Here is a 26,041-nt window from a genome sequence, read left to right as displayed (position 1 = left end):
ATAGTATGTTTTTCTTTAAGGAGGATTTTATGGAGAAGGAAACAAAAATTTTAAAGGCCTTGGCCCATCCAATAAGATTAAAAATAGTAGAAAAATTATCTAAAGAAGAGTTATGTGTGTGCAAATTGAATGAAGATGTTGAATTTACTCAGTCTAACTTATCACAACATTTAAAAATATTAAAAGAAGCAAATATTTTAGATTCTCGTAAGGTGGGAATGTGGATGTATTATAGTATAAAAAATGAAGAAGTACTCAAAATTTTAGAATTAACTAAAGTGATTGCAAATAGGTGATAATATATATTAAATAAAAAAGGAAAACGAGAATTATAGGGAAACAAGTTCCAATTTAAATTTATTCAACACCCTTAAAATATTTTTGCACAAGATGTAGTATTGAATTCTAAGTAATTCGGAGCATATCTCACTATTTTAGGTATCCAAGTTTTGGAATGGATAACTTTAAGAGTGAACTTGGAACCCTATAAATAATCAAAGTTAATGATATTAGATAAATACAAAAGGAGAATATAGTATGAAAAATTTAAGTGATGAAAAGATAAAAAGTGCTGTATTAAAAAGTTACAAGTCAATTGCAATAGCTAATGGTGCAAGTGAGAGTTGCTGTAACAATAAAACTTTAACAATAAAAAATTCACCAGTAGATATATCAAGTAAAATAGGATATTCAATGAAAGAACTAGAATCTGCACCAAAAGAATCAAATATGGGGCTAGGGTGTGGAAATCCACAGCTTATAGCAAATATAAAGGAAGGTGAAACCGTATTAGATTTAGGATGTGGAGCAGGATTTGATTGTTTTTTAGCAGCTGATAAAGTAGGCGATAAAGGAATGGTAATAGGGGTAGACATGACCTTTGAGATGTTAAAAAAGGCAAGAGCTACGAGTAGAAGAAATAGGTATAAAAATGTTGATTTTAGACTTGGTGAGATTGAGAATCTTCCAGTAGAAAATGCTATAGTGGATGTTATCATATCTAATTGTGTTATAAATTTATCTACTAATAAGCAGAGGGTATATAATGAGGCTTATCGTGCTTTAAAAAAAGGTGGAAGAATTGCTATATCAGATATAGTAATAATGAAAGAGCTTACAGAGGAAATGAAAAATGATGAAAAGCTTTATTGTGGATGAGTTACAGGTGCATCCTCAGTTGAGGAATTAGAAGCATATCTTTATAAAGCTGGTTTTGAAGATATAACAATAGATGTAAAAGAAGTACCTAAGGAATATGAAGAAAAATGGGGACATAATTTAAAAGTTGGAGAGTATATTATGTCTGCAGCTGTTAAAGCAGTAAAAAAATAAGTTATAAAGGATATTAAAAGGATGTATTTATAATTGTTTATAAATCATCCTTTTGTAATTTTAAAATAGATTTGAATTTAAGCTTATACCATATATAGTCTAATATATGAATATACTATAGAGATAATATTAAAAAGGTAGGTTGATTTATGGACATAAATGGATATGCAACTTTAGAAGGTACGAAGATGTACTTTAACAAAATGAGTGTGGATAATTCTATTTTAAGAAGAACCCCTTGGTTTTATACATTACCAATAGCCATTGGCACATATCTTGGGGAGACTAAGGAAGTTCATTCAGAACTTTATGTAGATAGTATAATCTATGGATTAAGTCATGGCGTTAATTATGTTGATACAGCAGCCATTTATAGAGAAATGAGATCAGAAAAAGATATAGGAAAAGCCTTAGAATATTTAATAAATGAAAAAAGGTTAATTAAGAGAAATGAAATTGTTATATCATCAAAGGCAGGTATTATTGATAACAATTATGATTTAGGTATTAGTTGTAGTGATTATATAAATAATATAATTTTAAAAGAACCTTCAATAAAAAGAGAAAATCAAATAATAGAAGAAAATCAAGTTATATATTCAATTGATAGTGCACTACATGAATTTTCTTTAAAAAATAGTATGAAAAATTTAAAAGTAAGTACTATTGATATTATGTATATACACAATCCGGAGTTATCAATGAGTATATTAAAAGAAAAAGAATTTTATAATCAATTACAAGAGCTATTTAAATTTTATGAACAGCAAGTTAAAAATGGTAGAATAAGATTCTATGGTATGGCAACTTGGTATGCTTTTAGAGTAGGAGAAAATAATCCAATGCATATTTCTTTAGAAAAAGTAGTAAGTTTAGCAAAAAAAGTAGGGGGAGAAGGACATCATTTTAAGTTTATTCAAATGCCATATAATATAAAGAATACTGAAGCATCTACAAGTAAGACTCAAAAGGTAAACAACAGATATGTTACTCCGATAGAAGCTGCAAATAGATTGGATTTATTTGTTACAATAAGTTCTCCACTTAATCAATGTAAGGATTTTGACAACAGTGAATTTGATTATAAAAAACTTATAGATTATGTTATAAATACTAAAGGAGTATATGCTGCTATGATAGGAAGTAAGAGAAGAGAGAATTTAATAAAAAATATGGATGCTATTTTATAGAATCCTAATTTATAATTTATTGCTACTTTAAATTCAAACTTTAATTTTAATATGTAAATTAAAGTTCAATTTGTATAGGGAAACAAGCATTTATTGAATAACTTTAAAATATTTTCATACAAGATTAAGTGTTGAATTCTAAGTGATTCAGAGCATGTCTCACTGTTTTGGTATCCAAGTTTTGGAATAGATAATTTAAAAATTAAATTAGAACTATTTCATGAAATATAGCATCTTTTTAGGTGCTATATTTTTATTATATTCTAAATAGTCATATTTAATTTGAAATATGTTGTATGAATATAACAAAAAATTGTATAATACCTAGAGAAAGAAGGTGAAAAAATGTATTTTAATGTGTTAAAAGAGGTTAGTGCAATATTAAATAAACTGAATTGTTTATGGGCAGTAGGAGGTTCGTTAGTACTTTATAATAAAGGTTTATGGGAATGTCCCAATGATATAGATATATTAATAAATTTTAAAGATGTAGAAAAAGTAAAGAATGTAATGGATGCAAGGTATGAAAAGCTAGAACTTAAATATAAAGATAATTTTAAAACAAAGGCATTTTTTAGATATAAGATTAATGGCATAAACATAGAGTTTATGGGTGATTTTAAAATAGTTTGTAATGATAATGTATACTCCTTTTTATTAGATGAAAAAACCATAGTAGACAAAATGGATATAGGTGGTGTAAAAGTAAATGTATCATCATTAGAAGATTGGATTGTAGCATACTATTTAATGGGTGACCCAAAGGGACGAGTTCCTATAATAAAAGAATATTTTATAAAAAATGGAGTAGAAAATAAGGAGATACTTGAAAGAGCATTGAAACAAAAAGTGTCTAAAAATTTGGAATATGAAATGTTAAATTTAATGTAGTAGGGAGAGTTTGATTTGAAAGAGTTAAATATAGACCAATGGAAGAGAAAAAAACAATATGAGCATTTTAAAAATTTAGATTATCCACACATTAGTGTATGTGCTAATATAGATATTACAAATTTTTATAATTATATAAAAACAAAAAGAAAACCTTTTTTTATATCCTTTGTATATGTCGTTACTAAAACAGCCAATCTTATAAATGAATTTAAATATAGAGTTAGAGATGAAAAAGTTATAGTACATGATGTTGTTAGTCCATCATTTACAATAATGAATGATGATGGAGTATTTAATTTTTGTCCTGTAGACTTTAGTGAAGATTTTAATGAATTTGTAAGTAGAGGGACTAATGAGATTGATAAAAGAAAAAAGTTTGTAGATCTTAAAGATGAGCCTAACAGAGATGATTTCTTATTTATTACAAGTATTCCATGGGTATCATTTACTAGTATGTCACATCCTATACACATGAGCCCAGTTGATACTATTCCAAGAATAGCATGGGGAAAGTATTTTAAAGAAAATGAAAAAATAAAAATGCCATTATCAATTCAAGCACATCATGCTTTGGTAGATGGTGTTCATATAGGAATGTACTTTGAAAAAATTCAACAAATATTAAATAATCCAGAAATTTATCTTTAAAAGTCACTATGATAGCATTGAGAAAAATGATGAAATTATGTAAAATAAAGGTATGGACATGATGGTTTAAGAATTATACTATTATATGTAAGTAAAAAAGGTGGAGGTTGAAGCGTTTAGGTGGTGATTTTAGGAAATGTAAGGTTTATTCAATAGCGAATGTAAAATAAGATATTATAAAAGATATAAGTAATTTATCTAATAAACATGTGGGAATAAAAGTGATTTAAGATGTTAGAGAATATTAATATAATTGTAACTAAATAAAGGGTATATTGAATGAGGTGATGTTTTGGAATTTGATATTTCGGTGGCTATTGCTTTTATAATAAACATAATAATATGGGGTGGTATTATATGGTTACTGGTGAAAATAATAAAGATTATAAAAAAGAAAAGTTTATAGTATTTTAAAATAATAAAAAGTAGTATACGGAGCTGATAAAGTGAGCAGAAAAAAATCATTATTTTGTGAAGTAATAGATGAAATTATAGATATATTAACTTCTCCATTTAGAAGAAAGAAAAAGAATAAAAGAAAAGTTAGTAGCAAAAAAAGTACAAAATCAGAAGATATAAATGCATTGAAAAAGGTTATAGAGGAAAGTAAAGGGACTATAGAATTAGGAGCAACTAATTAGTTGTTAAAAATATACTCAAATAAAAATAAATATAGACAAAAGTATATTTTAAAAACAAAAGCTCCCTACATTCGTAAAGAGTGTAGAGTGGTGATTTAAAATCATCCAAAACTCCTTTAACTGCTGGAAGTCCCTAAAGCTAACTAAACCACAACGTAAGGATGAAATAAGCCTAAACGTGAAGGTTACGAAAGTAGAAAAAATTAGTTAGATAGTGCATGGTTAAATCCTAAACACCGTAATAATGGGTAATCAGCAACCAAGCCCCGAATAGGGGAAGGCTCAACGACTAGAGAGGAATCTCGTACCTGCAAGTGTGGGGAAATGGGGAGTGTCCTAATATTAAAATTATAATATTTTATATTAGGATAGTGATATAGTCTGTGCTCATATGAAAGTATGAGAAGTTCATAAGAGAACTGATATGGAGTAACGAACCGTATTGAACACTCTAAAAATATATACAAATGTGAATTAGATAATTAAACAACCGTATTTTAAAATTTTATAAAAATAGGTCTACTTTATAGTAAATCTAAAATTATTTTTCTAAATCTTTAACTATTAAATTAAACGCAATTACTAATAGTCATTTTATTCATCTTATCAATATAGCGTTATAAATAATAAGTGTTAATAATGTGGGAATACTTATAAATAAGCTATATAAGATACTAGAAAAAAGTGAGGTGAAAGATAATGGGAACTATTATTAAAAACGTTAAACAATATTCTTATATATTAGATACAGAAACGTTAAATGAATTAAAATTTATAGCTAACCAATATAAGAATGTAAAGAATTATGTTTATTCAAGATATAGTGGAATTAATAGTATCCCATTATTAAGTAAAGAAAGACAAATAAGAAATGAATGGGTAAAATCAGAATTTGCAAAGCAATGGAAGTTACCTGCTCGTTATTGGAAATTAGCATTAACTGAAGCTATGGAAAATATTAAGTCTAAATGGTCTAATATTAAAAGTAAAGTTAAAGAGCAAGTTAAAGTTAATGGAAATTTGTCAGATGAAGATAAACATTATATAAATTACATTGTTAAATTTAATAGTTACTATTATAAAGTATTAAATTATATAGGCTTTGATATTCCTAAGATATTTAAGAAGAAAAACTTAAATTTTAAATATCTAAATAATCTTATTAGAAGATATACAAGAAAATATAAAGGACATATACCATATTCTAAAATAGGAAAAACATTTTCTATAGATACTGGATTATATTCTTACAAAAATAACTGTATTAATATAACCTCCACAACGAAAGGTAAAAGACTATCTATAGGATTAACTGACAACAATAAGTACGATAAAACAATGATAGTTAAAATTATAGATAATAGAATAACTATAAATTGTCCTTTGAAAATAAAAACTAGAAAGAATAAAAATACCTATATTATAGGAATAGATAAAGGATATAGATGTTTATTTGCAGTATCAAGTGAAAATTTTTATGGAGAAAATCTTAATAATTATCTTAGTAAAGAAACTGAAAGGCTAAATAAAGTTAATGCTCAAAGAAATAGATTTTGGGCTTTATACAATCAATATTTAGATAAAGGTTATATTAAGAAAGCTAATAAAATAAAAGAAAACAATTTAGGAAAAGTAAAATATAATCATAATAAATTAAAACATGACCAAACAGTAAAATCTTATGTAAACTATTCGTTAAATCAATTAATAAAAGAAGAAAAACCGAAAGAAATAGTTATGGAAAATTTAGATTTTGTTAATTGGAATGACAAATATCCTAAAAGTGTAAAACGTAAATTATCAAGATGGATTAAAGGTTATATAAGAGAAAGGTTAGAGTATAAATGCGATTTTTATAGTATTAAATATACTTATATAAATTCAGCCTATACAAGTAAAATATGTAATATTTGTGGAAGTTTTGGTAGAAGAGATGGTGATATGTTTATTTGTCCTAAATGTAATAAATTTCACGCTGATATTAATGCAAGTAAAAATATATTAAATAGAAAATATGATAAGGATATTACTTTATATACTAACTATAAAAAAGTTAAAGATATTTTAGAAAAAAGAATAAAAGTAAGCTAATGAAATATAAAAAAGATAATTTAATCACAAATATATGTATCTCAGAAATGAAGCATATATTTTACTAGAAAAGCTAGGGGTTAAATAAATCTTTAAATTATAAAATTTTAAAATGCGGTTGTAGGATAATTTAGTGAGTTGTAACTAGAAATTAGTTATAACGAGCTTTATGAACTGGTACATCCAAGGCTTAAAACTATCAAAAGATAGAATAAGTGCGAATTATCTAATTTAAGTACGTTTGTACATATTTTTAGAACCAGAAGAGGAAACTAATATTGTTAAGACATGGCTAAAAGATGATTAACATAAAAACCTATAGACTAGAATAATGAAAAGTTTAAGTCTATAGGTTTTATTATATAGGGTTCCAAGTTGACTCTTAAAGTTATCCATTCCAAAACTTGGATACCTAAAATAGTGAGACATGCTCCCAATCATTTAGAATTCAATGCTGAATCTTGTATGAAAATATTTTAAAATTATTGAATAAATTTAAATTTGAGCTTGTTTCCCTATATACTTGAAAAAGTAAAAGTTAAACATGAATACATAATGGAACTATGCCTATGTAGATAGGAGTAGGTTCTGGAAAATCAAAGTTTTCAGCATATGGAAAAGTTAAATTATTTGTTGATATAAACTTTTTTATAGGCTCTATAACATCATCTACCATAGTATCTCTTAAGATAGAATCTATATAAGCTACTTTACCGAAGATGGTTACAGGTTTATTTTCTATACAACTTAATGAAGAAAAATTATCTTTACTAAGAGGTATTACTAATCTATATTTATAAAACAGTAGTTGAGAAAAATAATCTACACAATGATTAGTATCTATATCAGTTAAAGTAGATTTTAAGTATGTTAAAAATTTTGTAGGGTCAACTGTATTACAATCAATGTTAGAGAACATTTGAAGTTCTAGTGAATTAGCAATAGAGCAAAGATTTTTCACTTCAGGATCTTTGAATAATAAAGTAGTAACTTCAATCATATCTCCTGCTTTAAGGGATTTTAAATCATTTAAATTATTTAAGTTTTTTATAAGATTATTTTCTTCTAGCATTTCATGCAGTCTTAAAAAAGTTGTAGTTGGACACTGACAAATAGATTCAATAGTTACAGTTACAAAAGCTTGAGTATATTCTATGGTTCCATTTCCTTGAGTAATTCTTCCACAGGTAAGCTCGCTTAATGGCAATGTTGACTTGATAGAAAATTCTTTTTTATTTATAAAAAATTCAGTGTTAGCAAGAGCGATTACAGTAGCTTTAAATATAGAAACTAAGTATGGTGGATTTAAATATATTGGTGTTACAATAGGCATAAAAATCAACTCCTAAAATTCATTTTACACTATAATTTTTACTAATTTAAAATCTCTTTAAATAGAACTAATTTTTTAGTTATATATGTTTTTAAATTATACGTTTATTGAATTATAAAATTTAATATTATATAAATATTTCTTATTATTAAGTGTATAAAAAATATTCTAAAGTAGAACTGTTGTAAACAAAAACGTAGTTATAATATGTTAAAAGATTTAAAAAAATGATATAATTTAAAAGTGATAATTTTCGAAAAATTTCAACTAAGGGGGATAGCTATGAAAATTTTAATTGCATTAGTAATTGGCATGACTTTAGGGTACATAAAGCCATTGAAAGAAAAACAATTGAAAATCAATGGTAAACTACAACAATTAGGTGTTGTGTTTTTACTTTTCTTTATGGGAGCATCTATAGGATCAAATGATGAAATTATAAAGAATATAGGTTCTATAGGGTTAATTGCATTCATATTTTCTGCATTATCAGTAGTAGGTAGCATTGTGTTAGTATATTTTTTAAGTGAAAAATTAATTATTAAAAAGCATAAGGGTACCAATGCTTCCAATGATGGTAAAGTTATAGATGAATGTACAACATCTTATGAAGAAAATATTTAAAGGGGAGGAGATTTAAGTTTGACTATTGTAATACTTATATCAATGATGATAGGAATATTATTTGGAAAATTTATTTTTCCAGAACAAATTATAGGAAATATGGGTAATATAGCTAATATGGCTTTATTCATGTTAATATTTTTAGTAGGATTAGACGTTGGTTCTAATAAAAAGATATTAAGAGATATTAAAGAAACTGGACTTAAAGTTTTAATAATTCCTTTTGGAACAATAGTAGGTAGTTTAGCAGGAGGATTAATAAGTGGAATAATATTTAAAATGCCTTATAATGAAAGTTTAGCTGTAGCATCTGGATTTGGATGGTATAGTTTATCAGCTATATTGCTTACAGATATGGCTAATGTAGCTAATCCTAATCTTGGAGCTATAGCATTTTTATCAAATGTATTTAGAGAGGTTATGGCAGTTATTTTAATACCTATATTAGCAAAAAAACTAAATAATTATACAGCAATAGCGCCATGTGGAGCAACTTCTATGGATACAACTCTTCCAATAGTTGCAAAGGCAACAAATAGTGAAATTGGAGTTATATCTTTTATAAATGGAGTTATATTAAGTTCTCTAGTACCAGTTTTTGTGACTTTCTTTTATAATTTATAAAAGTTTAGGATTTAATAAAGTAATACCAGTTAATATATTAAAATCAACATACTAAATAAAAAAGTTTAGAATGAAATTAAAAATTCATTCTAAACTTTTTATGTTAATCTTTCTTTTTTATATTACAACCTTGGCAGCTACCATTACAACCAGAGCAACCACCATCTTTAAGTTTTTTCTTACCTTGTTTAATTAAAATATATAAAGCAACTACAACAATACCGGCTGTTATTACTATTTCCATCATGTGACCACCTTCCTTAAATTTTAAAATAAAAGTGTTCCAATGTTAAATACTAAAAATGATACAATCCAAGCTACTGCAAACTGATATATTGCTCCAAATGCTGCAAATTTACCACCAAATTCTTTCTTTTGTGTACCTATAACTGCTACACAAGGAGTATATAATAGACAGAATGTTAAAAATGATAATGCACTTATACTTGTTAAAGTAGCTGTTAGTGATGCTTCAAGACCAGTTGGATATAGAACTTCCAAAGTACCTATAACTATTTCTTTTGCTCCAAGACCAGTTAGAAGTGCAACTGAATTTTGCCAATTTGCAAATCCTAAAGGTTTAAATAATGGAGTTAAGAAAGTACCAATGGCTGCTAAAAAGCTTTTATCCATTTCCACCATACCACTAAAGCTAAAGTTAGATAGGAACCATACTAAAACTGAAATTGAAAATATAATTGTTCCTGCTTTTCTTAAGAAACCTTTTCCTTTTTCCCAAGTTAAAAAGATTACTGATTTTACTTCAGGTAGCTTGTACTCAGGTAATTCAACTATAAATGGTTCTTCAGACTTTTTAAATAAAGTATTTTTAAATAATAAAGCAATTGATAATGCTACAATTATGCCTAAAAAATATAATGAAAATACTACTAATGTTTCATGACCAGGAAAAAATAGAGGAACAAACATTGCGTAAATTGGAAGTCTAGCATTACAAGACATAAATGGTAAGATTAGAGCTGTAAGCTTTCTATCCTTTTCACTTTCAAGAGTTCTTGATGCCATTATTCCTGGAACAGAGCATCCAAATCCCATCATAAGAGGGATAAACGCTTTTCCGGATAGACCAACCTTTCTCATTATCTTATCCATTATAAAAGCAACTCTAGCCATATATCCACTATCCTCAAGTATTGACATACCTAGGAATAAAGTTAATATTATAGGTAAAAAAGTTATAATTCCGCCAACACCTGCAATAATACCTTCAACTATTAATGATTGAAACCATGGGCTCGTGTTAGAAAGTAGTAATGAAACCATACTAGAAAATGGTCCATCAAAGAAACTTGCTAACAATTCTTGCAATGGAGCTCCTACCCAATTAAATGTAAATTTAAAAATTATATATAGTATAAATAAAAAAGCAGGATATGCTAAAAATTTATTAAGAACGATTTTATCTATTTTTTCAGTTATTGTTATTTTGTTTTCATTAGGTTTAGTTATACAAGAGTTTAAAATATTACTAATATATTTATATGTTCTTTCTTCATTCATTGACTCAAAATTATGCCTATTATTTATACTTAAATCTAAAAGAGAATAATCTTTTGATTTTAGAAAATCTTTTACATCTGAAATGCCTTCTTTTTTAGAAGCAGATATAGGCATAATTTTAACTCCTAATTTTTTAGAAAGTAAATCAAAATTAATATTGATTCCTTTGCTTCGAGCAACATCTATCATGTTAACAACCAGTAAAATTGGTTTTTTAAACTGTGTTAATTGACTTGTAAGATATAAATTTCTTTCTAAGTTAGAAGCATCAACTATATTTATTATTAAATCAACTTCATCACTTTTAAGAAAATCCTTTGAAATTTTTTCTTCGTTTGAAAATGCATCCATAGCATATATTCCAGGCAAGTCCACAATTTTTATATCTTTATCTATAAAACCTTCTTTTTTATCTACTGTAACTCCAGCCCAATTTCCTACATGTTGGTTTGAGCCTGTTAATGCATTAAATAAAGTAGTTTTTCCAACATTAGGATTACCAAGTAGTGCAATATTAGCCATCATCATACCTCCATAGCTAGTTTGAATTTTTCTTCATTTGAATTATTATTTAAATCTATATCTATTGTTTTAGCATCTTTTTTTCTTATAGCCAAATTTGTACCACGTACATTTATTACTATAGGGTCACCTAAAGGTGCAGTTTGTTTCATTAAAACCTTTGTACCTTCAACAAAACCTAAGGCTAATAATCGTTTTGAAAGTTTTTTATCACAATTTATATTTTTAATAAAACCTATATCTCCAGGTTTTAAATCTTGTAATGTCATTAAAATCACTCCTCATTGAAAACAATTCTCAATATCATTATATTAAGTGAAAGTTATTTTGTCAATATTTTTTTAAAATATACTGTAGAATATTAAAATTTTCTATATCTATATAATAAAATTTAAAAATAGAAATAAAATTTTAATTATAATAAAAATGAAAGCTGTAACTAAATGGATAAAACCACTTAATTACAGCTTTCATTTAAAGATGATATATTTGTATCTTTACTATTCTCAGTATCTTTATTTGAAATATATTTGTTCCAATTTACATAGATATAAAATAAACTTACTACATCTTGCATATTATATAAAAGTATTTTTTCTTTTTTAGCATGTGGCATTCTATCAAAGTAGGTGTCATCTTTCATAATCTTGCTAAAGGTTTTTGCAAGATTAGAACCACTTATAACTTCACTTTCACGCTTAATATTAAATTTACATTCTAAGTTTTTAAGGCCTATTGAAGTATTCATAATTTTTTCATACTCTTTTTGAAGGTCTATGTCTTTTAGTGAATTTTCAATACTAAAATTTATATTATATTTCTTATAAAGATAATTTATAACTGTAAAATCATTATTACCAGAGAATGTAACTATATATTTTTTATTGTGATTATCAATTAAATCTTTAAAATATTTTTCAGATAAATCCAATAATTTTTTTAATTCAAATCTATTTTGTAGCATATATTGAGTAATTTTTAATGTATTATCTTTTGCTTCATAATAAGCACTTCCAAAAACACCTATGCATATAGGTTTTTTGTATACATAATGTTCTAAATCAAAAAATATAGCATCTTTAAATAAATCATTTTGATTATCAAATAATAGAGATGAGTCTAAATCAAAATCTCCAACAGGGATACTTTCGTGCCTAATAATCACCATATCACTCTTTTCTTAAAAAATTATCTATGTAAAACATATAGTTAATAGTCTTTTTAGACGATAACACAAAAAATATTATATCATAGAATAAGTATTTCCATCAAATTCTATTTTATCAAAAATTACCATTATATTAAACCAATTAGAATTTATTTAATATTTTGAATAAAGATGAAGTTTTACTTCAAATTTATCTTATTCTAAATACATGTTGTTAATAATGTTTTATGAAAAACTTTAAAAAGTGTTATATTTTTGTACTTTGTAAAATAATATATAACTAATATAAGATTTAAAATTAATGAATGATATTTAAAAATATCCCCAAATAAATAATTAATTATTTATTTTACATAATTATAGTGATTATGTGCAATGAGTTTAATTTGCTAATTTACATAAAAAAAATAGGGGGTATGTAAAAATGGAGTTAATAAATAATATATCAGAAGAGAAAATTCTTATAAGAAAACTTATGGATGTTGAAGAAATTTTGAGTTTAAGAGAAAACAAAGGAGTTTTTAAGATTAAAAGTGAAAATAAAAATTTATCCCCAGACATACAAAGTATTGTTTATTTAAGAATTAATGATAGTATAATAGAAAAGTTTAAGCTAGCATTTAAAATAAAAGAAATACCAATGAGGCTTTATGAGGTAGAAATGTTATGTGAAGGAAAAAGCTTGAATTATTTATACAAAAATTCTATTTTAAAAATAATTTCTAATAGAATAAAAGAAGAGTTAGAAATTGAAAATTTAAATCCTAAAATAAATGAGAATCTGCTTAAAGCTTACAAAGGAGCAATTAAAGAGGCATATAGAACATCTTTACAAAGTTAATTATAATATATGGATCTAAAATTACATTTTAGTTTATGTATTATAAATTTTAGATAGCCATTTATTTAAAATTTTATTTAAATTATATAGAATAAATTTCATCTCCTAATATATTTTTGGTAATAAAAAAAGTTAGTTTTTAAAGCTAGCTTTTTTTAATGTTTAAATTGTTTAATTTAATAAAAAATGGAAATGGTATAAATAAAACTAATTATTAAATAAATAGGAAAGGGAGAGGATTTATTTATGAAAAACATAAGAAGAAAAAAGAAAGGTTTTACTTTAATAGAGCTAGTAGTAGTTATATCAATAATAGCCATACTTGCAATTATTGCAGTGCCTAAATTTGGACAAATTCAGCAAAATGCAAAACAAAGAGCGGACATTGCGACAGCTAAAAATATAGCTATGGCTGTAAACTCTCAATTATCTTGTGGAAAAACTATAGACAATCTAAATGAAACAGAAATTTATGAGTACTTTAATGGTGATATAAAGCAACAAGCAAAAGTAGGAAATCAAATTCCAGGGGAATTTACTGTATATTTAATGGCAAATGATAATATAGTAATAACTACAGGAAGTAGACAGGTATATCCTTCAGTTAAAGAAGATTATACTAGCAGTGGTACAGGAAAATCTATTAGTATAAAATGTAATAGAAATAATTAAGTTTATAAAGGGTTTAAATAAATGAAATATTCAGTTAAAATAGTATTTAAGTTTTATTTAAATTTAGGACTATATTTATTAAGAGTATAAATTAAAAGTTGCATAGGATTTTAGGTTGACTTTTAAAACTATCCATTCTAAAACTTGGATACCTAGAATAATGAAACATGCTGCAAATCACTTAGAACTTAGAACTACATTTTAAAAAATATTTTAAAATTATTGAATAAATTTAAAGGGGGAGCTTGTTTCCCGATAGCTTATAAATTTTAAACAATGGGAGTGGAAAAATGATAGATAATATAGAGAAAATATTTAAAAATAGAAAAGTCAATAAGATGGGTGAATACAAAAAAGCAGCAGTTATGATATTGTTACAAGAAGATAATGAAAAATTAAATTTAATTTTTGAATTAAGGGCTAAAACATTAAAAAGTCAGCCTGGAGATATTTGTTTTCCTGGAGGTAAAATTGAAAAAAACGAGAGTGAAAAAGACGCTGCAATAAGAGAAACCATAGAGGAATTAAATTTACAAGAAGAGGATATAAAGTACATAGGGCAAATGGACGAGTTTGTAACACCATATAGACTTATAATATATCCATTTATAGCTAAAACTTCAATAAGAGCAATAGAACCTAGTGAATTTGAAGTGGAAAAAATTATAAAAATACCTTTGGACGAGTTATTAAAATATGAACCTAAATTATATAATATGAAAATAGGTCCAATAGATAAAAATGGTTTTCCTTTTGAACTTATAAATGGAGGAGAAACTTATAAATTTAGAGAAGGTGTAATAGAACAATATTTTTATACTTTTGAAGGATATACAATTTGGGGTTATACTGCATATATTTTAAAAGAATTTTTAGATATAATAAAATCAAAATAAATAGTAAAAAATATTTAATGAATAAACTATAATTAAAATTTAAAGCCTTATAGTAACTTTATTTGAAGCTTATATATGTTGGTAATATTGTGATATAATTGTGAATATATATATATTAAATTAGAGTATATTAAAATAAAAAATAAATAAAAAATTAGTTAATAATTGAATGAAAATGTGAATATTAAGTTAAAAAATTATTATATGTTTAATATTTGTAAAAAATAAATATAATTAGAGTTTGGTTAAACAAAGAGGGATTAGGAGGGGAAATTATGGAGCATATACATCATTGGCATAATGATACTTTAGGAAGAAAAGTTGTTAAGGCTTTAGAAAAAAATCAATTCCATGCAATATATGTTGATACGAAAGAAGAAGCAGAAAATTTTATAATGTATCATATTAAATCTGGAGATAATATAGCATTTGGTGGTTCTCAAACTATAAAGGCTATGAATTTAAAAAGGAAAATAAGAGAGTTAGGTGGAAATATAATTGATCATGGTGAAGAAGGATTAAGTAAAGAAGAAAAATTGTCTATAATGAGAAAAGAATTAATAAGTGATTTATTTCTTTGCAGTAGTAATGCCATCACACTTGATGGTAAATTAGTTAATATAGATGGAGCTGGAAATAGAGTTGCAGCTATGAGTTTTGGACCTAAGAAGGTTATAATTGTGGCAGGAATAAATAAAATAGTAGAAAATGTTGAAGAAGGATTTAAAAGAATACAAAATAATGTAGCACCTAAAAATTGCAAAAGGTTAGGTGTGAAAAATCCTTGTATAATAGAAGGTACTTGTGTAAATTGTAATTCACAAAGTAGAATTTGTAGAATTTCTTCAGTTATAACTAAAAGACCTATGCAAAGTGATATTAGTGTTATTATAGTAGGCGAAGAACTAGGATATTAGATTAGACCTTATTGGTCTAATTTTTTTTGAAAAATTCCACGAATTAGTATTAAAAATCAAATAAAATATAAAATATGTTAAGTAACTGATATAATTTTCTAAAAATACTTTATATTATGTCAATTATACATTATAATGATAGTATAGCTTATAATGACTTGGGATGGGGGGATGAAATATGGCTAAATGTCCTTTGCTTAGCACAATTGATGAAGATGTAGAATGTTTTAAGGAATGTGATTTATATAAATGGGAAGGCAATGATAACAAATGTCCCTTTATGGAACTTAAAAAATCCAAAAAAGCATTGAAACATATTTCTGAATATGAAGCTTATAAAGAAGATAAAACCTCTCCTATAAGTATTCTTTATAGTGATGATTATATCAGAGGAATATATACTAAAAATGAGGAGTTAATAGAAGAACTTTAACATATATTATTATGTTAAATGTTATTTTATATTAGGAATATATTATAAATTCTAGAATGTATTTAGAATAAAGCTTTTTTATAATTTAGGAATAATTAAAATTCAAGCTTATTTTGTTATATAGGATTTCATTTTTAAACTACTAAACTTAAAATTGAAATATTTAAATAAATGATTGAAGCTTGTAAATAGCTAAATTTAATATTAAATTTTGTATAAAAATATTTTTAAGAACTTGAAAAGAGCTTGTTTCCCTATATAAATAATAAAATTTATTTTCTTTAAGAAAGCTATTATAAAAAGAGATAATAAGATACATCAAAATAATTATATATTAATTATTTTGATGTATTTTTTTATGATAAAATCTTATTTAGGATAGGAAAATTTACATATTATTAAAATGCTGATATAATTTTAAAATGTATAATAAAATTTAAAACTTTACAAGTAGGTAATGGTGAATAAAAATGGACAAAAGAGAAAAGGTTAAATGTTATTATAGTGAGAAGTATAATAAGATAAATAAAATTGTTACATCTAAAATAATAATAATTAAAGAAGATAAAGTTATTTTAAATAAAAATGAAAAATTTAAGAGTAATAGTATTAGAGAAAGTTCCATAAAAATTATAGAATCTATATTAAAACTTTTGAATTATTTATATATGGATAATAAAATAGATTTAAAAGAAGAAATTGAAATATGGGCTAGAAATAGAGAAATAGTAAAATCTTTAAATGATTGTAAGAATAAAAATATTTCTAGGTTCTTAGAAAAAAATGAAAATTGTAAAATAAGATATCATAAATACAGCAACTCCTTTGTAAACAATTTTTTAGAAAAGAATTTTAAAAAAGTTAATAAGAAAGTCATTTTAAAAAGCTTAAGTGATTTAATAGATGACTATGAAAATATTGTATTTTTTGATTTAGAAATGAATTATGGTCTTATAGGAGAAAAAAACTTAAGTGAAACTATAGCTATAGGTGCAGTTAAATATAACATTAACAATGGATGTACAGATTGCTTTTATTCCTTAATAAAACCCTTATTTAATGTAAAACTAAATGAAAAAATTATAGAACTTACAAAGATACAGCAACCAGGCATAGATACAGCTAAAAAGTTTAATGATATTATGATTAAGTTTGATAAATGGGTAGGAAAAAATAAAACTATTTTTGTAAGCTGGGGATCTGTTGATATGCAAACTTTAAAAAGAGATAATGAAAATAATGGGAATAAGATAAATATAATTAATATTATGAGTGATAATTATGTAGATTTTCAAGAAGAGTTTTGTGTTTATATGAAATCAAAAAATTGTATTTCATTAATAAATGGGTTAAAAACATATAATATAAATTTTGATGGTGTTCAACATAATCCTTTAGATGATGCTATAAATTTAGAGAATTTAGCATTAAAATTCATTAGTGAAACAAAGTTGAAAAATAAACGTAAAATAAATTAAATATACTTTAATAATAAAAATGTTTTAAGATGAATATATCGTCTTAAAACATTTTTATTATATAGGGATATAAGATTATATTTAAGTTTATTTATTAAATATTTGTTATAAGGTTATAAAAATAAATATAATTATAGTTAGTTAATATTAAGGATGAAACTGGGGTGGAGTTTTCTTTAATCTTAATAATATGATTTATTTTATAAATTTATATAATTAATTAAAATAAGTTATCAATTATCAGTATAAGATTGCCTTAAATTTCCCACCGGATAATTGAATAATTTTAATATCCTATACAACATTTTTTTTATTGATTTTTTGTTTAGAAGACACACTGGTTCTAAATATAAGGTTTTTAAGGGCATTCCAATTAAATGGGAACAATGGGTAAAGATAAGGTTCACCAGTTAATGTTTTAGTTGAAGCTAAAAGTACCAGTGATAATATAAGTCCAATTCCAAAACCCCAAAGATTAAATAATCCTGTAAGAATCAAAATTAGAATTCTTAAAAATTTTACGGCAAAACCCATTTCTATACTAGGTTGGGTAAAACTGGCCAGAGCGACAATAGCCATATATAATATAGCTTCCGATATAAACCAACCTGAATTAACAGCGTATTCACCAAGTATTAATGCTCCAATTACTGAAAGGGACATTCCAAGAGAGCTAGGAGTATTTAAAGAAGCAAGTTTCAATCCGTCTACAGAAAGTTCTAGTAGTATAAATTGAAGTACCAATGGAACTGGATATACATCGCTAGGGAGTAGAAACTTCAAGCTTTCTGGTAAGACACCAGGATTTTGAACTATATAAATATATAGTGGTGTTATGAATACTGTAAATATTAGAATAAGATTCCTAATAAGCCTTAAATAGTTTCCTGTAATTAAAGGGAAGTAATAATCATCTATATCTTCAATAAAATCAAAAAAGCTTGTAGGTAAAATCATAGCAGATGGACTGTTATCTACAAAAAGTACTATTTTACCTTCCATAACATGAGCAGAGGCAACATCAGGTCTCTCTGTATATCTAATTTTAGGAAATGGGCTAAACCAGTTTTTTCCTGCAATGCACTCAACTAATGTTTGATCTCCTACAGTTAAAGCATCAACTTTTATGTTTTTTAATTGAGTGGTTACTATATCTAGGGTTTTCTTGTCAACAACCCCATCAATATAACCAATAGCTACATCAGTTTTAGTCATTTCACCTATAGAAAACATTTTAAAAACTAATCTAGAATCTCTGATTCTACGTCTAACAAGAGCAGTGTTAAAAACTACTGTTTCAACAAAGCCATCTCTAGAACCACGTAGTACTTGTTCTTTTTCAGGTTCTTGAGGTCCTCTTGCAGGATATGTACGTAAATCTAAAAGAATTGCTGTTGGGAAACCTTCTACTATCATAGCCGTTTGACCAGATAAAACAGCTGTAGATAATTTGGATATATCATCTTCCTCACTAACCTCCATAGAGGATATCATCTTTTGTATAAAATCTTTGGAAGTTTCAAATTTTGAAAAATTTTCCTTATTCATAAATAATAAAGAACGTATAAGGAACTCTAAATTTTCGTCTTTAACGAATCCATCTACAAAATATAAATAGATTTTTTTATCTTGAACATCTAAAATTCTTTCAATTATATCAAAACTTTCTTTAACTTTTAATACAGAAGTAATGTTTTGAATATTTTCTTTTAAATTAGAAGTTATCTTCAAAATAGTCACCCCTTAAAATATAATAACGACAATATGTTTTGCAAATTAAGAGGAATTTATTCAATAATAAAAGCATTATATTATTAACTAATGATTATAATTTGCTTATTTCTTTAGAAACAGTTTATTATAATTATTTTATGGTAATATAATGCTTTGAAAATATATTATATAGTTTTTAATTAGGTGATTTTCTTAAAAGATCATAGTTTATCAATGTTTTTAAATCAAATCTTTTACATTGGTCTGTAAATTTAATTTCTATTATATCCTCATCAATATAAGTAACTATTCCTTTGTTATTATTACTATGAATTACAGTATCATTTACATCAAAAGGTAGTTTTAATTTATAATTACATTCTTTTATAAAAGGAGATATCTTATAAGTTTTATTTTGAATTGAAGAAGGAATTAAAATATATAAGTTATCAATAGCTCTAGTTATTGCAACATACATAAGTCTACGTTCCTCCTCTAAATTATCCTCAATATTACTTTCATGGGGGATGTACCCCTCTACTGCATTTATTATAAAAATATTTTTAAATTCCATTCCTTTAACACTATGGATTGTACTTAAAATAACACCGTCACTATTGTTTTTATTGGAGTGTAAAAAGTCATTATATTCTTCTATATAGGATAATAATGCTACTATTGTTCTATGTTCAGTGGCTATAGATTGAAATTCATCTAAAATACTATCAAAATCTGTTATATCTATTTTGAATCTTGAAGTATATTCTCTTAAATAGTCATAATAGCCTAAAGAGTTTATAATAAAAGAAATTGCACTTCCAAGAGACATTTTATTTAGATTATGTATATCTAATTTTAGTTCATCTATATTTTTAATTTGAAAACTACGAATGTTATCAAATTCTTTTAGAGTTTCAAAGCAATCTATGTCTATTTTAGAACTTTTAATTTTTTCTATAGCATTTTTGCTTATATATCTAAACGGTTTATTTATTATTGAAATAAACGCATCTTTATTTTTCATATCTAAGCTAAGTTTTAAATATGAAAGAATATCCTTACAGATAAAATGATTAAAAAAGTTAAAATCCTTGTCCATTAATTTAAATGGTATAGAACGCTTAATGAAAGTATCTATAATTCTTCTACTTTCAAGATTTGTCCTGTATAATAGTGCGAAGTCAGAATAATTATAATTAGAAGAAAGTACAGTTTTTTCTATGTGATTGGCTATATATAGTCCTTGTTTAGTATCATTTTCTACATTTAGAACCCTAATGTCTCCGTCAATTTTCTTATTTGGAATAATTGTTTTAGCTCGTCTTGATTTATTATGTTTAATTAAATCATTGGAAAGAGAAACTATATTTTTAGCACATCTATAATTTGTTTGAAGATATAATATTTTCGAGTCTTTAAAGTTTTCTTCAAAGGTAATCATATATTTAGGTTTAGAACCTCTAAAAGAGTAAATGCATTGATCTTCATCGCCAACAGCAAATACAAAATTATCTTTATTAAGCATTTTTAATATTTCAATTTGAAGTTCATCACAATCTTGAAATTCATCTACTAATATATATTTAAACATATTTGAATAACCATTTAAAAGCCTTGGATTTTTTATAAAAAGTTGTTTGCACATTATTTGTAAGTCATCAAAATCACATAGTCCTTTTTCTTTTTTATAACTTTCATATATTTCATAAGCATTTTTGAAAATATCTTTATCAAGTTTTGTTTCAAATTCGAACAAATTAAGCCCACTACTTTTAAAAATAGATATAGCATTTAAGTATTCCTTTACTTTGTCATCACTAATTTCATCCATATATGAAGAAAGGAAGCTTTTTATTAATTTAAAACTTTCACTTGAATCCATTATTTTAATTTCACCATAATAATGGGTTAGTATTTTATAAAACAGACCATGGAAAGTCCCGAAAAATGGGGTATGCTCACTTTTAGCAAGTTCTTTATATCTATCTTTCATATTGTTGGCAGCGGCTTTAGTAAAAGTCAATATTATTATATTTTTAGGATTTATATTTTTGTATTTAATAAGATGATATACTTTATAGACTATAACGGTAGTTTTCCCGCTGCCAGGGCCTGCACTTACTAAAGTATTAGTTTCATCACTTAATATAGCTTGTAATTTTTCATTATCGAGATTTTTATATTCTTTATACACAAAAAAGCAGCTCCTTATTTAGTCAAAATTAATTTTTTACATATTAAAAAATAATAAGCCAATACTCTTTGATAATATGAATTACTTTAAATTTTTCATTTCATATAAAAGTATAATTAGAGTTTTAAGATTATTATCTGATGTTATTATTAAAAACAATTTTAATTTATAGTTTTTTATATTTATAATAAATTTTATAAAAAACCTATGGTCATTTTATAAAATTTATCGTATACTTATTAGTAAATTTAGTAAATATTAGAACAAATATAATTATAAAAGACAAATAGTTACAAATTTTATTTGTAAAATACTATTATATAGATTGTATAATAGTAATATGTTATAATATAACACATAATTTACAAAACAGTAAGGGGAGAAGAAATGAATACTTCAGAAGGCTTTAATGTTAAAAATCAAAGAAATTTGACTATGCTTGTAGATTTTTACGAGTTAACAATGATGAATGGATACTTAAAAAATAATGTCCAGGATGTTGTTGCTTATTTTGATATGTATTTTAGAAGAATTCCAGATGGTGGTGGATACTGCATAATGGCTGGAGTAGAACAAGCAATAGATTTTCTTAAAGGTTTAAACTTTACAAAAGATGATATAGATTACCTTAGGGAAAAGGATATATTCAATGAAGAATTTTTAAAATATTTAGAAGATTTCAAGTTTGAGTGTGATGTTTGGGCAATTCCAGAAGGAACACCAGTTTTTCCAGGAGAACCCCTTGTTACAGTGAGAGGTCCTGTAATGCAAGCACAATTTATAGAAACTATGCTTTTACTTACTATAAACCATCAAACATTAATTGCAACTAAAGCAGCTAGAATATGTGAAGCTGCAAAGGGTAGACCAGTTATGGAGTTTGGTTCAAGAAGGGCTCAAGGATATGATGGTGCTATATATGGAGCTAGAGCTGCTATAATAGGTGGATGCAATTCTACAGCATGTACAATAGCAGAAGAAATGTTTAAAGTTCCAGCTATAGGAACTATGGCGCATTCTTGGATTCAATTATTCAAAAATGAATATGAAGCATTTAAAGCGTGGGCTAATACTTATCCAGATAATACAGTTCTTTTGGTCGATACATATAACGTGTTGAAATCTGGTGTTCCAAATGCAATTAAAGTATTTAATGAGGTTTTAAAACCATTAGGAAAAAGACCAAAAGCAGTTAGAATAGATAGTGGGGACATAACATATCTTACAAAAGAAGTTAGAAAAATGTTAGATGACGCAGGATATGAGGATGTTAAAATCACTGTATCAAATTCTTTAGATGAGTTTATAATAAATTCTGTTATTGAAAATGGAGCACCAATTGATAGTTTCGGTGTAGGTGAAAGACTTATAACAGCTAAAAGTGAACCAGTTTTTGGTGGTGTTTATAAGCTTGTAGGTATAGAAGAAGATGGAAAGATAGTACCTAAAATAAAAATAAGTGAAAATATAGAGAAAATAACAAATCCAAGTTTTAAAAGAACTTATAGAATCTTTGACAAATATACAGACAAGGCTATTGCCGATTTAATTTGCACTCATGATGAGGTTATAGATATAAATGAGCCGTTAGAAATTTTCCATCCTACATTTACATGGAAAAGAAAAAGAATTAAGGACTATTATATTAAAGATTTAATGGTTCAAGTTTTTGAAAAAGGTAAACAAGTATATACTAGCCCTTCTGTTATGGAGATAAGAGAATATGCTAGAGTTGAGAGAAACAAGCTTTGGTCAGAGGTTTTAAGAATTCAGAATCCACATGCATATTATGTTGATTTATCAAAAAATCTTTGGGAGTTAAAAGAAAACTTATTAAATGAATATTCATCTAAATATGGAAATTAAGAGCGGAATTTTATTCTGCTCTTAATTTATTCAAAACTTGATGATTTAGCTATTTCTTGAAGTATTTGAAATTATGTTATATAATCAGTAGTAAGTTTAAATATTTATTTATGAATAATAGACTCAAGAGTCTATTATTTTTTTATGAAAAGAGGTGTTTTTATGGACTTTTTAAATATTGTAACGGAATTTGAAAATGAATTAATATCTCTAAGAAGAGAGTTTCATAAAAGTCCAGAGCTAGATTTTGACCTTCCTAAAACTACAGCAAAAATAAAAAGCTTTTTACAAAAAGAAAAAATAGATTTTAAGGATATTGGAAAAGGTGGAATTGTTGCAATTATAAAAGGTCATAAAGATGGAAAAACTATAGCTATAAGAGCGGACATGGATGCACTATCAATAATCGATAAAAAGAACGTTGTTTATAAATCTCAAAATGAGAACAAAATGCATGCATGTGGGCATGATGCACATATGACTATAGCATTAGGTACTGCAAAAGCACTTAACAATATGAAGGAAAATTTAAAAGGAAATATAAAAATTATTTTTGAACCAGCAGAGGAAACATCTGGAGGTTCAAGATTTATGATAGAAGATGGTGTATTATTAAACCCTAAGGTAGACGCCATAATGGGGCTTCATGTTAATGAGGAGATTCCCTGTGGAATGATAGGTGTGAAAAATAATACTGTTTATGCAGCTTCAAATCCATTTAAAGTGAAAATCGTTGGTAAAGGTGCCCATGGAGCCAGTCCACATAGAGGAATTGATGCAATTGTTATAGCTAGTGAGGTTATATTAATGCTTCAAACTTTAGTTAGCAGGGAAATGTCCCCAACTTCTCCAGCAGTTATAACTGTTGGTAAGATAAATGGAGGTATGGCTCAAAATGCTATTGCTGATGAAGTTATAATTGAAGGTATGATACGAACTGTTAATATGGAAGATAGAGACTATATAACTAAAAGATTTAAGGAAGTTATAGAAGGAATAGTGAGTATAAAAGGCGGAAAATGTGAAATAACATTAATAGATGGATATCCTTGTGTTATAAATGATAATGGCATGTACAAGTTATTTAGTAAATCCTCTAGAGAGATTTTAGGAAATGATAATGTAAAAGAAGTTTTAGAACCTACACTAGGTGTTGAAAGTTTCTCATATTTTTCACAAAAAGTTCCAGCTATGTTTTATTGGTTGGGATGTAGAAATGAGAAAGAAGGTATAATACATCCAGCCCATAGTAGTCTATTTGATATAGACGAGAGATGTCTTAAAATAGGAGTAGCTACTAATTTAAATATGATAATAAATTATTTAAATAATTAATGAATATATGAAATTAACATTTTAATTTTAGGTATAATTAAAGAAATAAGAGGTCAAATATGCTTTGAATCTTTGGTCTCTTATTTCTTTTGATATGCCTTATATAAAAATTTACCGTATACAATTTTTAGGAGGAAGATATATGATAATAAACATTGGACCGAATGAAGCTGGGCAAAGATGTGATAAATTTGCAAGAAAGCTTTTAAAAGATGTACCATTAAGTGCTATTTACAAATCTTTTAGAAAAGGTGATATTAAAGTAAATGGAAAAAAAGTTAAAGAAAAGTATTCTCTTCAAGATGGAGATGTAGTTGAAATTAGAGAAATAAAGACAGAAGCTTCCCAAAAGAAAAAAAGTAATTTTGAGAGAATTGATAATAAACTAAAAATCACATATGAAGATGAAAATATATTGATGGTTGAAAAATGGCCAGGAGTTTTAGTACATAGTGATAAAAAAAATGGAGAATCAACACTTACGGATTATGTTTTATCTTATCTTTATGATAAAGGAGATTATGAACCAGAAAAGGAAATTACATTTACACCAGCACCTTGTAACAGATTAGATAGAAATACATCAGGTATTGTTATATATGGTAAAAACTTTTCTTCATTAAAAGAAATGAATGAAATGATAAGAGAAAGAAAAGTAGAAAAATATTATATGGCTCTTATTAAAGGGAAAATAAAAGAAGGTTACTACGAAGCGTATATATCTAAAAATGAAGATAATAATATATCTAAAGTTTATGAAGAATATAAACCAAACACTAAAAAAATAGCTATGAAAGTAAAAGTAATTCAAAGTTGTGGAATATTTTCTTTAGTGGAGTTAGAATTATTAACAGGTAGAAGTCATCAATTAAGATCTCACTTAGCATTTTTAGGCAATCCAATAGTTGGAGATACTAAGTATGGCGAGAAAAAGCTTAATAGTTTCTTTGTTAATAGGTATGGATTAGATTATCAATTTTTATATGCTTATAAAGTAATATTTAAAGATACAGGAGACAAGTTAACATATTTAAAAAATAAAACTATAGCGGAATCACTTCCACCTATTTTAAAGAAAATAAAGACAGACGTATTTAAGTTTTAGTGG

At 25.6% G+C, this 26,041-nt stretch carries 25 protein-coding genes; 18 read left to right on the top strand and 7 right to left on the bottom strand.

Annotated elements, in window-relative coordinates; all coding sequences use genetic code 11:
* Positions 1-29 precede the first annotated feature (29 nt).
* From KQI36_RS00700 to KQI36_RS00670, 7 genes are all read left to right on the top strand, one after another.
* Positions 30-296 carry an ArsR/SmtB family transcription factor gene (locus tag KQI36_RS00700; protein WP_216449220.1) on the top strand — a complete coding sequence of 89 codons (267 nt, stop codon included), beginning with the start codon at positions 30-32 and terminating at the stop codon, positions 294-296.
* A gap of 241 nt (positions 297-537) precedes the next feature.
* On the top strand, positions 538-1,332 hold the full coding sequence (gene arsM, locus KQI36_RS00695; RefSeq protein ID WP_216449219.1) for an arsenite methyltransferase: 795 nt from the start codon (positions 538-540) through the stop codon (positions 1,330-1,332).
* Between the two features lie 149 nt (positions 1,333-1,481).
* A complete protein-coding gene (locus KQI36_RS00690; protein WP_216449218.1) occupies positions 1,482-2,522 on the top strand; it encodes an aldo/keto reductase in 1,041 nt (346 codons plus the stop codon).
* A 345-nt stretch (positions 2,523-2,867) separates the two neighbouring features.
* Positions 2,868-3,413 (top strand): nucleotidyltransferase family protein, encoded by a 546-nt coding sequence (locus tag KQI36_RS00685; RefSeq protein ID WP_216449217.1) that lies wholly within the window; start codon positions 2,868-2,870, stop codon positions 3,411-3,413.
* Positions 3,414-3,428: 15 nt separating this feature from the next.
* Positions 3,429-4,064 (top strand): chloramphenicol acetyltransferase, encoded by a 636-nt coding sequence (locus tag KQI36_RS00680; RefSeq protein ID WP_216449216.1) that lies wholly within the window; start codon positions 3,429-3,431, stop codon positions 4,062-4,064.
* Positions 4,065-4,510: 446 nt separating this feature from the next.
* On the top strand, positions 4,511-4,705 hold the full coding sequence (locus KQI36_RS00675; protein ID WP_216449215.1) for a hypothetical protein: 195 nt from the start codon (positions 4,511-4,513) through the stop codon (positions 4,703-4,705).
* A gap of 699 nt (positions 4,706-5,404) precedes the next feature.
* Complete coding sequence (locus KQI36_RS00670; RefSeq protein ID WP_216449214.1) at positions 5,405-6,796, top strand: RNA-guided endonuclease TnpB family protein; 1,392 nt, start codon at positions 5,405-5,407, stop codon at positions 6,794-6,796.
* A 538-nt stretch (positions 6,797-7,334) separates the two neighbouring features.
* Here KQI36_RS00670 and KQI36_RS00665 read toward each other — a convergent pair.
* On the bottom strand, positions 7,335-8,129 hold the full coding sequence (locus tag KQI36_RS00665; protein WP_216449213.1) for a hypothetical protein: 795 nt from the start codon (positions 8,127-8,129) through the stop codon (positions 7,335-7,337).
* A 282-nt stretch (positions 8,130-8,411) separates the two neighbouring features.
* On the opposite strand from KQI36_RS00665, the gene KQI36_RS00660 reads away from it, so the two are divergent.
* Together KQI36_RS00660 and KQI36_RS00655 are read left to right on the top strand one after the other, a co-directional pair.
* The gene (locus tag KQI36_RS00660) at positions 8,412-8,753 is read left to right on the top strand and encodes a LysO family transporter (RefSeq protein ID WP_216449212.1); all 342 of its coding nucleotides are present in this window, start codon (positions 8,412-8,414) and stop codon (positions 8,751-8,753) included.
* 18 nt (positions 8,754-8,771) lie between these two features.
* Complete coding sequence (locus KQI36_RS00655) at positions 8,772-9,377, top strand: LysO family transporter (RefSeq protein ID WP_216449211.1); 606 nt, start codon at positions 8,772-8,774, stop codon at positions 9,375-9,377.
* Positions 9,378-9,480: 103 nt separating this feature from the next.
* Here KQI36_RS00655 and KQI36_RS00650 read toward each other — a convergent pair whose 3' ends face one another.
* The 4 genes from KQI36_RS00650 to KQI36_RS00635 all read right to left on the bottom strand — a co-directional run bounded on the left by KQI36_RS00650 (position 9,481) and on the right by KQI36_RS00635 (position 12,588).
* Entirely contained in the window at positions 9,481-9,621 is a 141-nt protein-coding gene (locus KQI36_RS00650; protein WP_147582140.1) for a FeoB-associated Cys-rich membrane protein, read from the bottom strand.
* 23 nt (positions 9,622-9,644) lie between these two features.
* Entirely contained in the window at positions 9,645-11,420 is a 1,776-nt protein-coding gene (gene feoB / locus KQI36_RS00645; RefSeq protein ID WP_216449210.1) for a ferrous iron transport protein B, read from the bottom strand.
* A gap of 2 nt (positions 11,421-11,422) precedes the next feature.
* The gene (locus tag KQI36_RS00640; RefSeq protein ID WP_010291996.1) at positions 11,423-11,689 is read right to left on the bottom strand and encodes a FeoA family protein; all 267 of its coding nucleotides are present in this window, start codon (positions 11,687-11,689) and stop codon (positions 11,423-11,425) included.
* Between the two features lie 188 nt (positions 11,690-11,877).
* Entirely contained in the window at positions 11,878-12,588 is a 711-nt protein-coding gene (locus tag KQI36_RS00635) for a ribonuclease H-like domain-containing protein (protein ID WP_216449209.1), read from the bottom strand.
* Between the two features lie 424 nt (positions 12,589-13,012).
* On the opposite strand from KQI36_RS00635, the gene KQI36_RS00630 reads away from it, so the two are divergent.
* From KQI36_RS00630 to KQI36_RS00605, 6 genes are all read left to right on the top strand, one after another.
* Positions 13,013-13,429 (top strand): hypothetical protein, encoded by a 417-nt coding sequence (locus KQI36_RS00630; RefSeq protein ID WP_216449208.1) that lies wholly within the window; start codon positions 13,013-13,015, stop codon positions 13,427-13,429.
* 246 nt (positions 13,430-13,675) lie between these two features.
* On the top strand, positions 13,676-14,101 hold the full coding sequence (locus KQI36_RS00625) for a type II secretion system protein (protein WP_216449207.1): 426 nt from the start codon (positions 13,676-13,678) through the stop codon (positions 14,099-14,101).
* Positions 14,102-14,391: 290 nt separating this feature from the next.
* Positions 14,392-14,997, top strand: coding sequence for an NUDIX hydrolase (locus KQI36_RS00620; RefSeq protein ID WP_216449206.1), 606 nt, complete (start codon positions 14,392-14,394; stop codon positions 14,995-14,997).
* A gap of 275 nt (positions 14,998-15,272) precedes the next feature.
* Positions 15,273-15,914 carry a lactate utilization protein gene (locus tag KQI36_RS00615; protein ID WP_216449205.1) on the top strand — a complete coding sequence of 214 codons (642 nt, stop codon included), beginning with the start codon at positions 15,273-15,275 and terminating at the stop codon, positions 15,912-15,914.
* Positions 15,915-16,092: 178 nt separating this feature from the next.
* Positions 16,093-16,347 carry a hypothetical protein gene (locus KQI36_RS00610; protein WP_010291986.1) on the top strand — a complete coding sequence of 85 codons (255 nt, stop codon included), beginning with the start codon at positions 16,093-16,095 and terminating at the stop codon, positions 16,345-16,347.
* 470 nt (positions 16,348-16,817) lie between these two features.
* Positions 16,818-17,825 carry a 3'-5' exonuclease gene (locus KQI36_RS00605; protein ID WP_216449204.1) on the top strand — a complete coding sequence of 336 codons (1,008 nt, stop codon included), beginning with the start codon at positions 16,818-16,820 and terminating at the stop codon, positions 17,823-17,825.
* A gap of 294 nt (positions 17,826-18,119) precedes the next feature.
* Here the strand turns inward: KQI36_RS00605 and KQI36_RS00600 are convergent, their stop codons facing one another.
* On the bottom strand, positions 18,120-19,556 hold the full coding sequence (locus KQI36_RS00600; protein WP_216449203.1) for a spore germination protein: 1,437 nt from the start codon (positions 19,554-19,556) through the stop codon (positions 18,120-18,122).
* Between the two features lie 178 nt (positions 19,557-19,734).
* Positions 19,735-21,732: an ATP-dependent helicase gene (locus KQI36_RS17900; RefSeq protein ID WP_216449202.1), complete on the bottom strand. Its 1,998-nt coding sequence runs from the start codon at positions 21,730-21,732 to the stop codon at positions 19,735-19,737.
* A gap of 387 nt (positions 21,733-22,119) precedes the next feature.
* Here KQI36_RS17900 and KQI36_RS00590 point away from each other — a divergent pair, with 387 nt between their 5' ends.
* The 3 genes from KQI36_RS00590 (at position 22,120) to KQI36_RS00580 (ending at position 26,038) form a co-directional block, all read left to right on the top strand.
* On the top strand, positions 22,120-23,598 hold the full coding sequence (locus KQI36_RS00590) for a nicotinate phosphoribosyltransferase (RefSeq protein ID WP_216449201.1): 1,479 nt from the start codon (positions 22,120-22,122) through the stop codon (positions 23,596-23,598).
* A 162-nt stretch (positions 23,599-23,760) separates the two neighbouring features.
* Positions 23,761-24,933 carry a M20 metallopeptidase family protein gene (locus KQI36_RS00585; RefSeq protein WP_216449200.1) on the top strand — a complete coding sequence of 391 codons (1,173 nt, stop codon included), beginning with the start codon at positions 23,761-23,763 and terminating at the stop codon, positions 24,931-24,933.
* A 142-nt stretch (positions 24,934-25,075) separates the two neighbouring features.
* A complete protein-coding gene (locus KQI36_RS00580) occupies positions 25,076-26,038 on the top strand; it encodes an RluA family pseudouridine synthase (protein ID WP_216449199.1) in 963 nt (320 codons plus the stop codon).
* The last annotated feature ends 3 nt before the right edge of the window (positions 26,039-26,041 follow it).

The organism is Clostridium senegalense, from assembly GCF_018916625.1.
Classification (GTDB): domain Bacteria; phylum Bacillota; class Clostridia; order Clostridiales; family Clostridiaceae; genus Clostridium_J; species Clostridium_J senegalense.
Note: the sequence above shows the minus strand (reverse complement) of the source record. Positions and strands in the feature narration are given on the sequence as shown.

Excerpts from the sequence above, each read along its gene's own strand:
- KQI36_RS00700 (WP_216449220.1), top strand. The coding sequence starts at position 30 with ATGGAGAAGGAAACAAAAATTTTAAAGGCCTTGGCCCATCCAATAAGA.
- KQI36_RS00690 (WP_216449218.1), top strand. The coding sequence starts at position 1,482 with ATGGACATAAATGGATATGCAACTTTAGAAGGTACGAAGATGTACTTT.
- KQI36_RS00685 (WP_216449217.1), top strand. The coding sequence starts at position 2,868 with ATGTATTTTAATGTGTTAAAAGAGGTTAGTGCAATATTAAATAAACTG.
- KQI36_RS00670 (WP_216449214.1), top strand. The coding sequence starts at position 5,405 with ATGGGAACTATTATTAAAAACGTTAAACAATATTCTTATATATTAGAT.
- KQI36_RS00665 (WP_216449213.1), bottom strand. The coding sequence starts at position 8,129 with ATGCCTATTGTAACACCAATATATTTAAATCCACCATACTTAGTTTCT.
- KQI36_RS00660 (WP_216449212.1), top strand. The coding sequence starts at position 8,412 with ATGAAAATTTTAATTGCATTAGTAATTGGCATGACTTTAGGGTACATA.
- KQI36_RS00650 (WP_147582140.1), bottom strand. The coding sequence starts at position 9,621 with ATGGAAATAGTAATAACAGCCGGTATTGTTGTAGTTGCTTTATATATT.
- feoB (WP_216449210.1), bottom strand. The coding sequence starts at position 11,420 with ATGGCTAATATTGCACTACTTGGTAATCCTAATGTTGGAAAAACTACT.
- KQI36_RS00640 (WP_010291996.1), bottom strand. The coding sequence starts at position 11,689 with ATGACATTACAAGATTTAAAACCTGGAGATATAGGTTTTATTAAAAAT.
- KQI36_RS00635 (WP_216449209.1), bottom strand. The coding sequence starts at position 12,588 with ATGGTGATTATTAGGCACGAAAGTATCCCTGTTGGAGATTTTGATTTA.
- KQI36_RS00630 (WP_216449208.1), top strand. The coding sequence starts at position 13,013 with ATGGAGTTAATAAATAATATATCAGAAGAGAAAATTCTTATAAGAAAA.
- KQI36_RS00625 (WP_216449207.1), top strand. The coding sequence starts at position 13,676 with ATGAAAAACATAAGAAGAAAAAAGAAAGGTTTTACTTTAATAGAGCTA.
- KQI36_RS00620 (WP_216449206.1), top strand. The coding sequence starts at position 14,392 with ATGATAGATAATATAGAGAAAATATTTAAAAATAGAAAAGTCAATAAG.
- KQI36_RS00615 (WP_216449205.1), top strand. The coding sequence starts at position 15,273 with ATGGAGCATATACATCATTGGCATAATGATACTTTAGGAAGAAAAGTT.
- KQI36_RS00610 (WP_010291986.1), top strand. The coding sequence starts at position 16,093 with ATGGCTAAATGTCCTTTGCTTAGCACAATTGATGAAGATGTAGAATGT.
- KQI36_RS00605 (WP_216449204.1), top strand. The coding sequence starts at position 16,818 with ATGGACAAAAGAGAAAAGGTTAAATGTTATTATAGTGAGAAGTATAAT.
- KQI36_RS00590 (WP_216449201.1), top strand. The coding sequence starts at position 22,120 with ATGAATACTTCAGAAGGCTTTAATGTTAAAAATCAAAGAAATTTGACT.
- KQI36_RS00585 (WP_216449200.1), top strand. The coding sequence starts at position 23,761 with ATGGACTTTTTAAATATTGTAACGGAATTTGAAAATGAATTAATATCT.
- KQI36_RS00580 (WP_216449199.1), top strand. The coding sequence starts at position 25,076 with ATGATAATAAACATTGGACCGAATGAAGCTGGGCAAAGATGTGATAAA.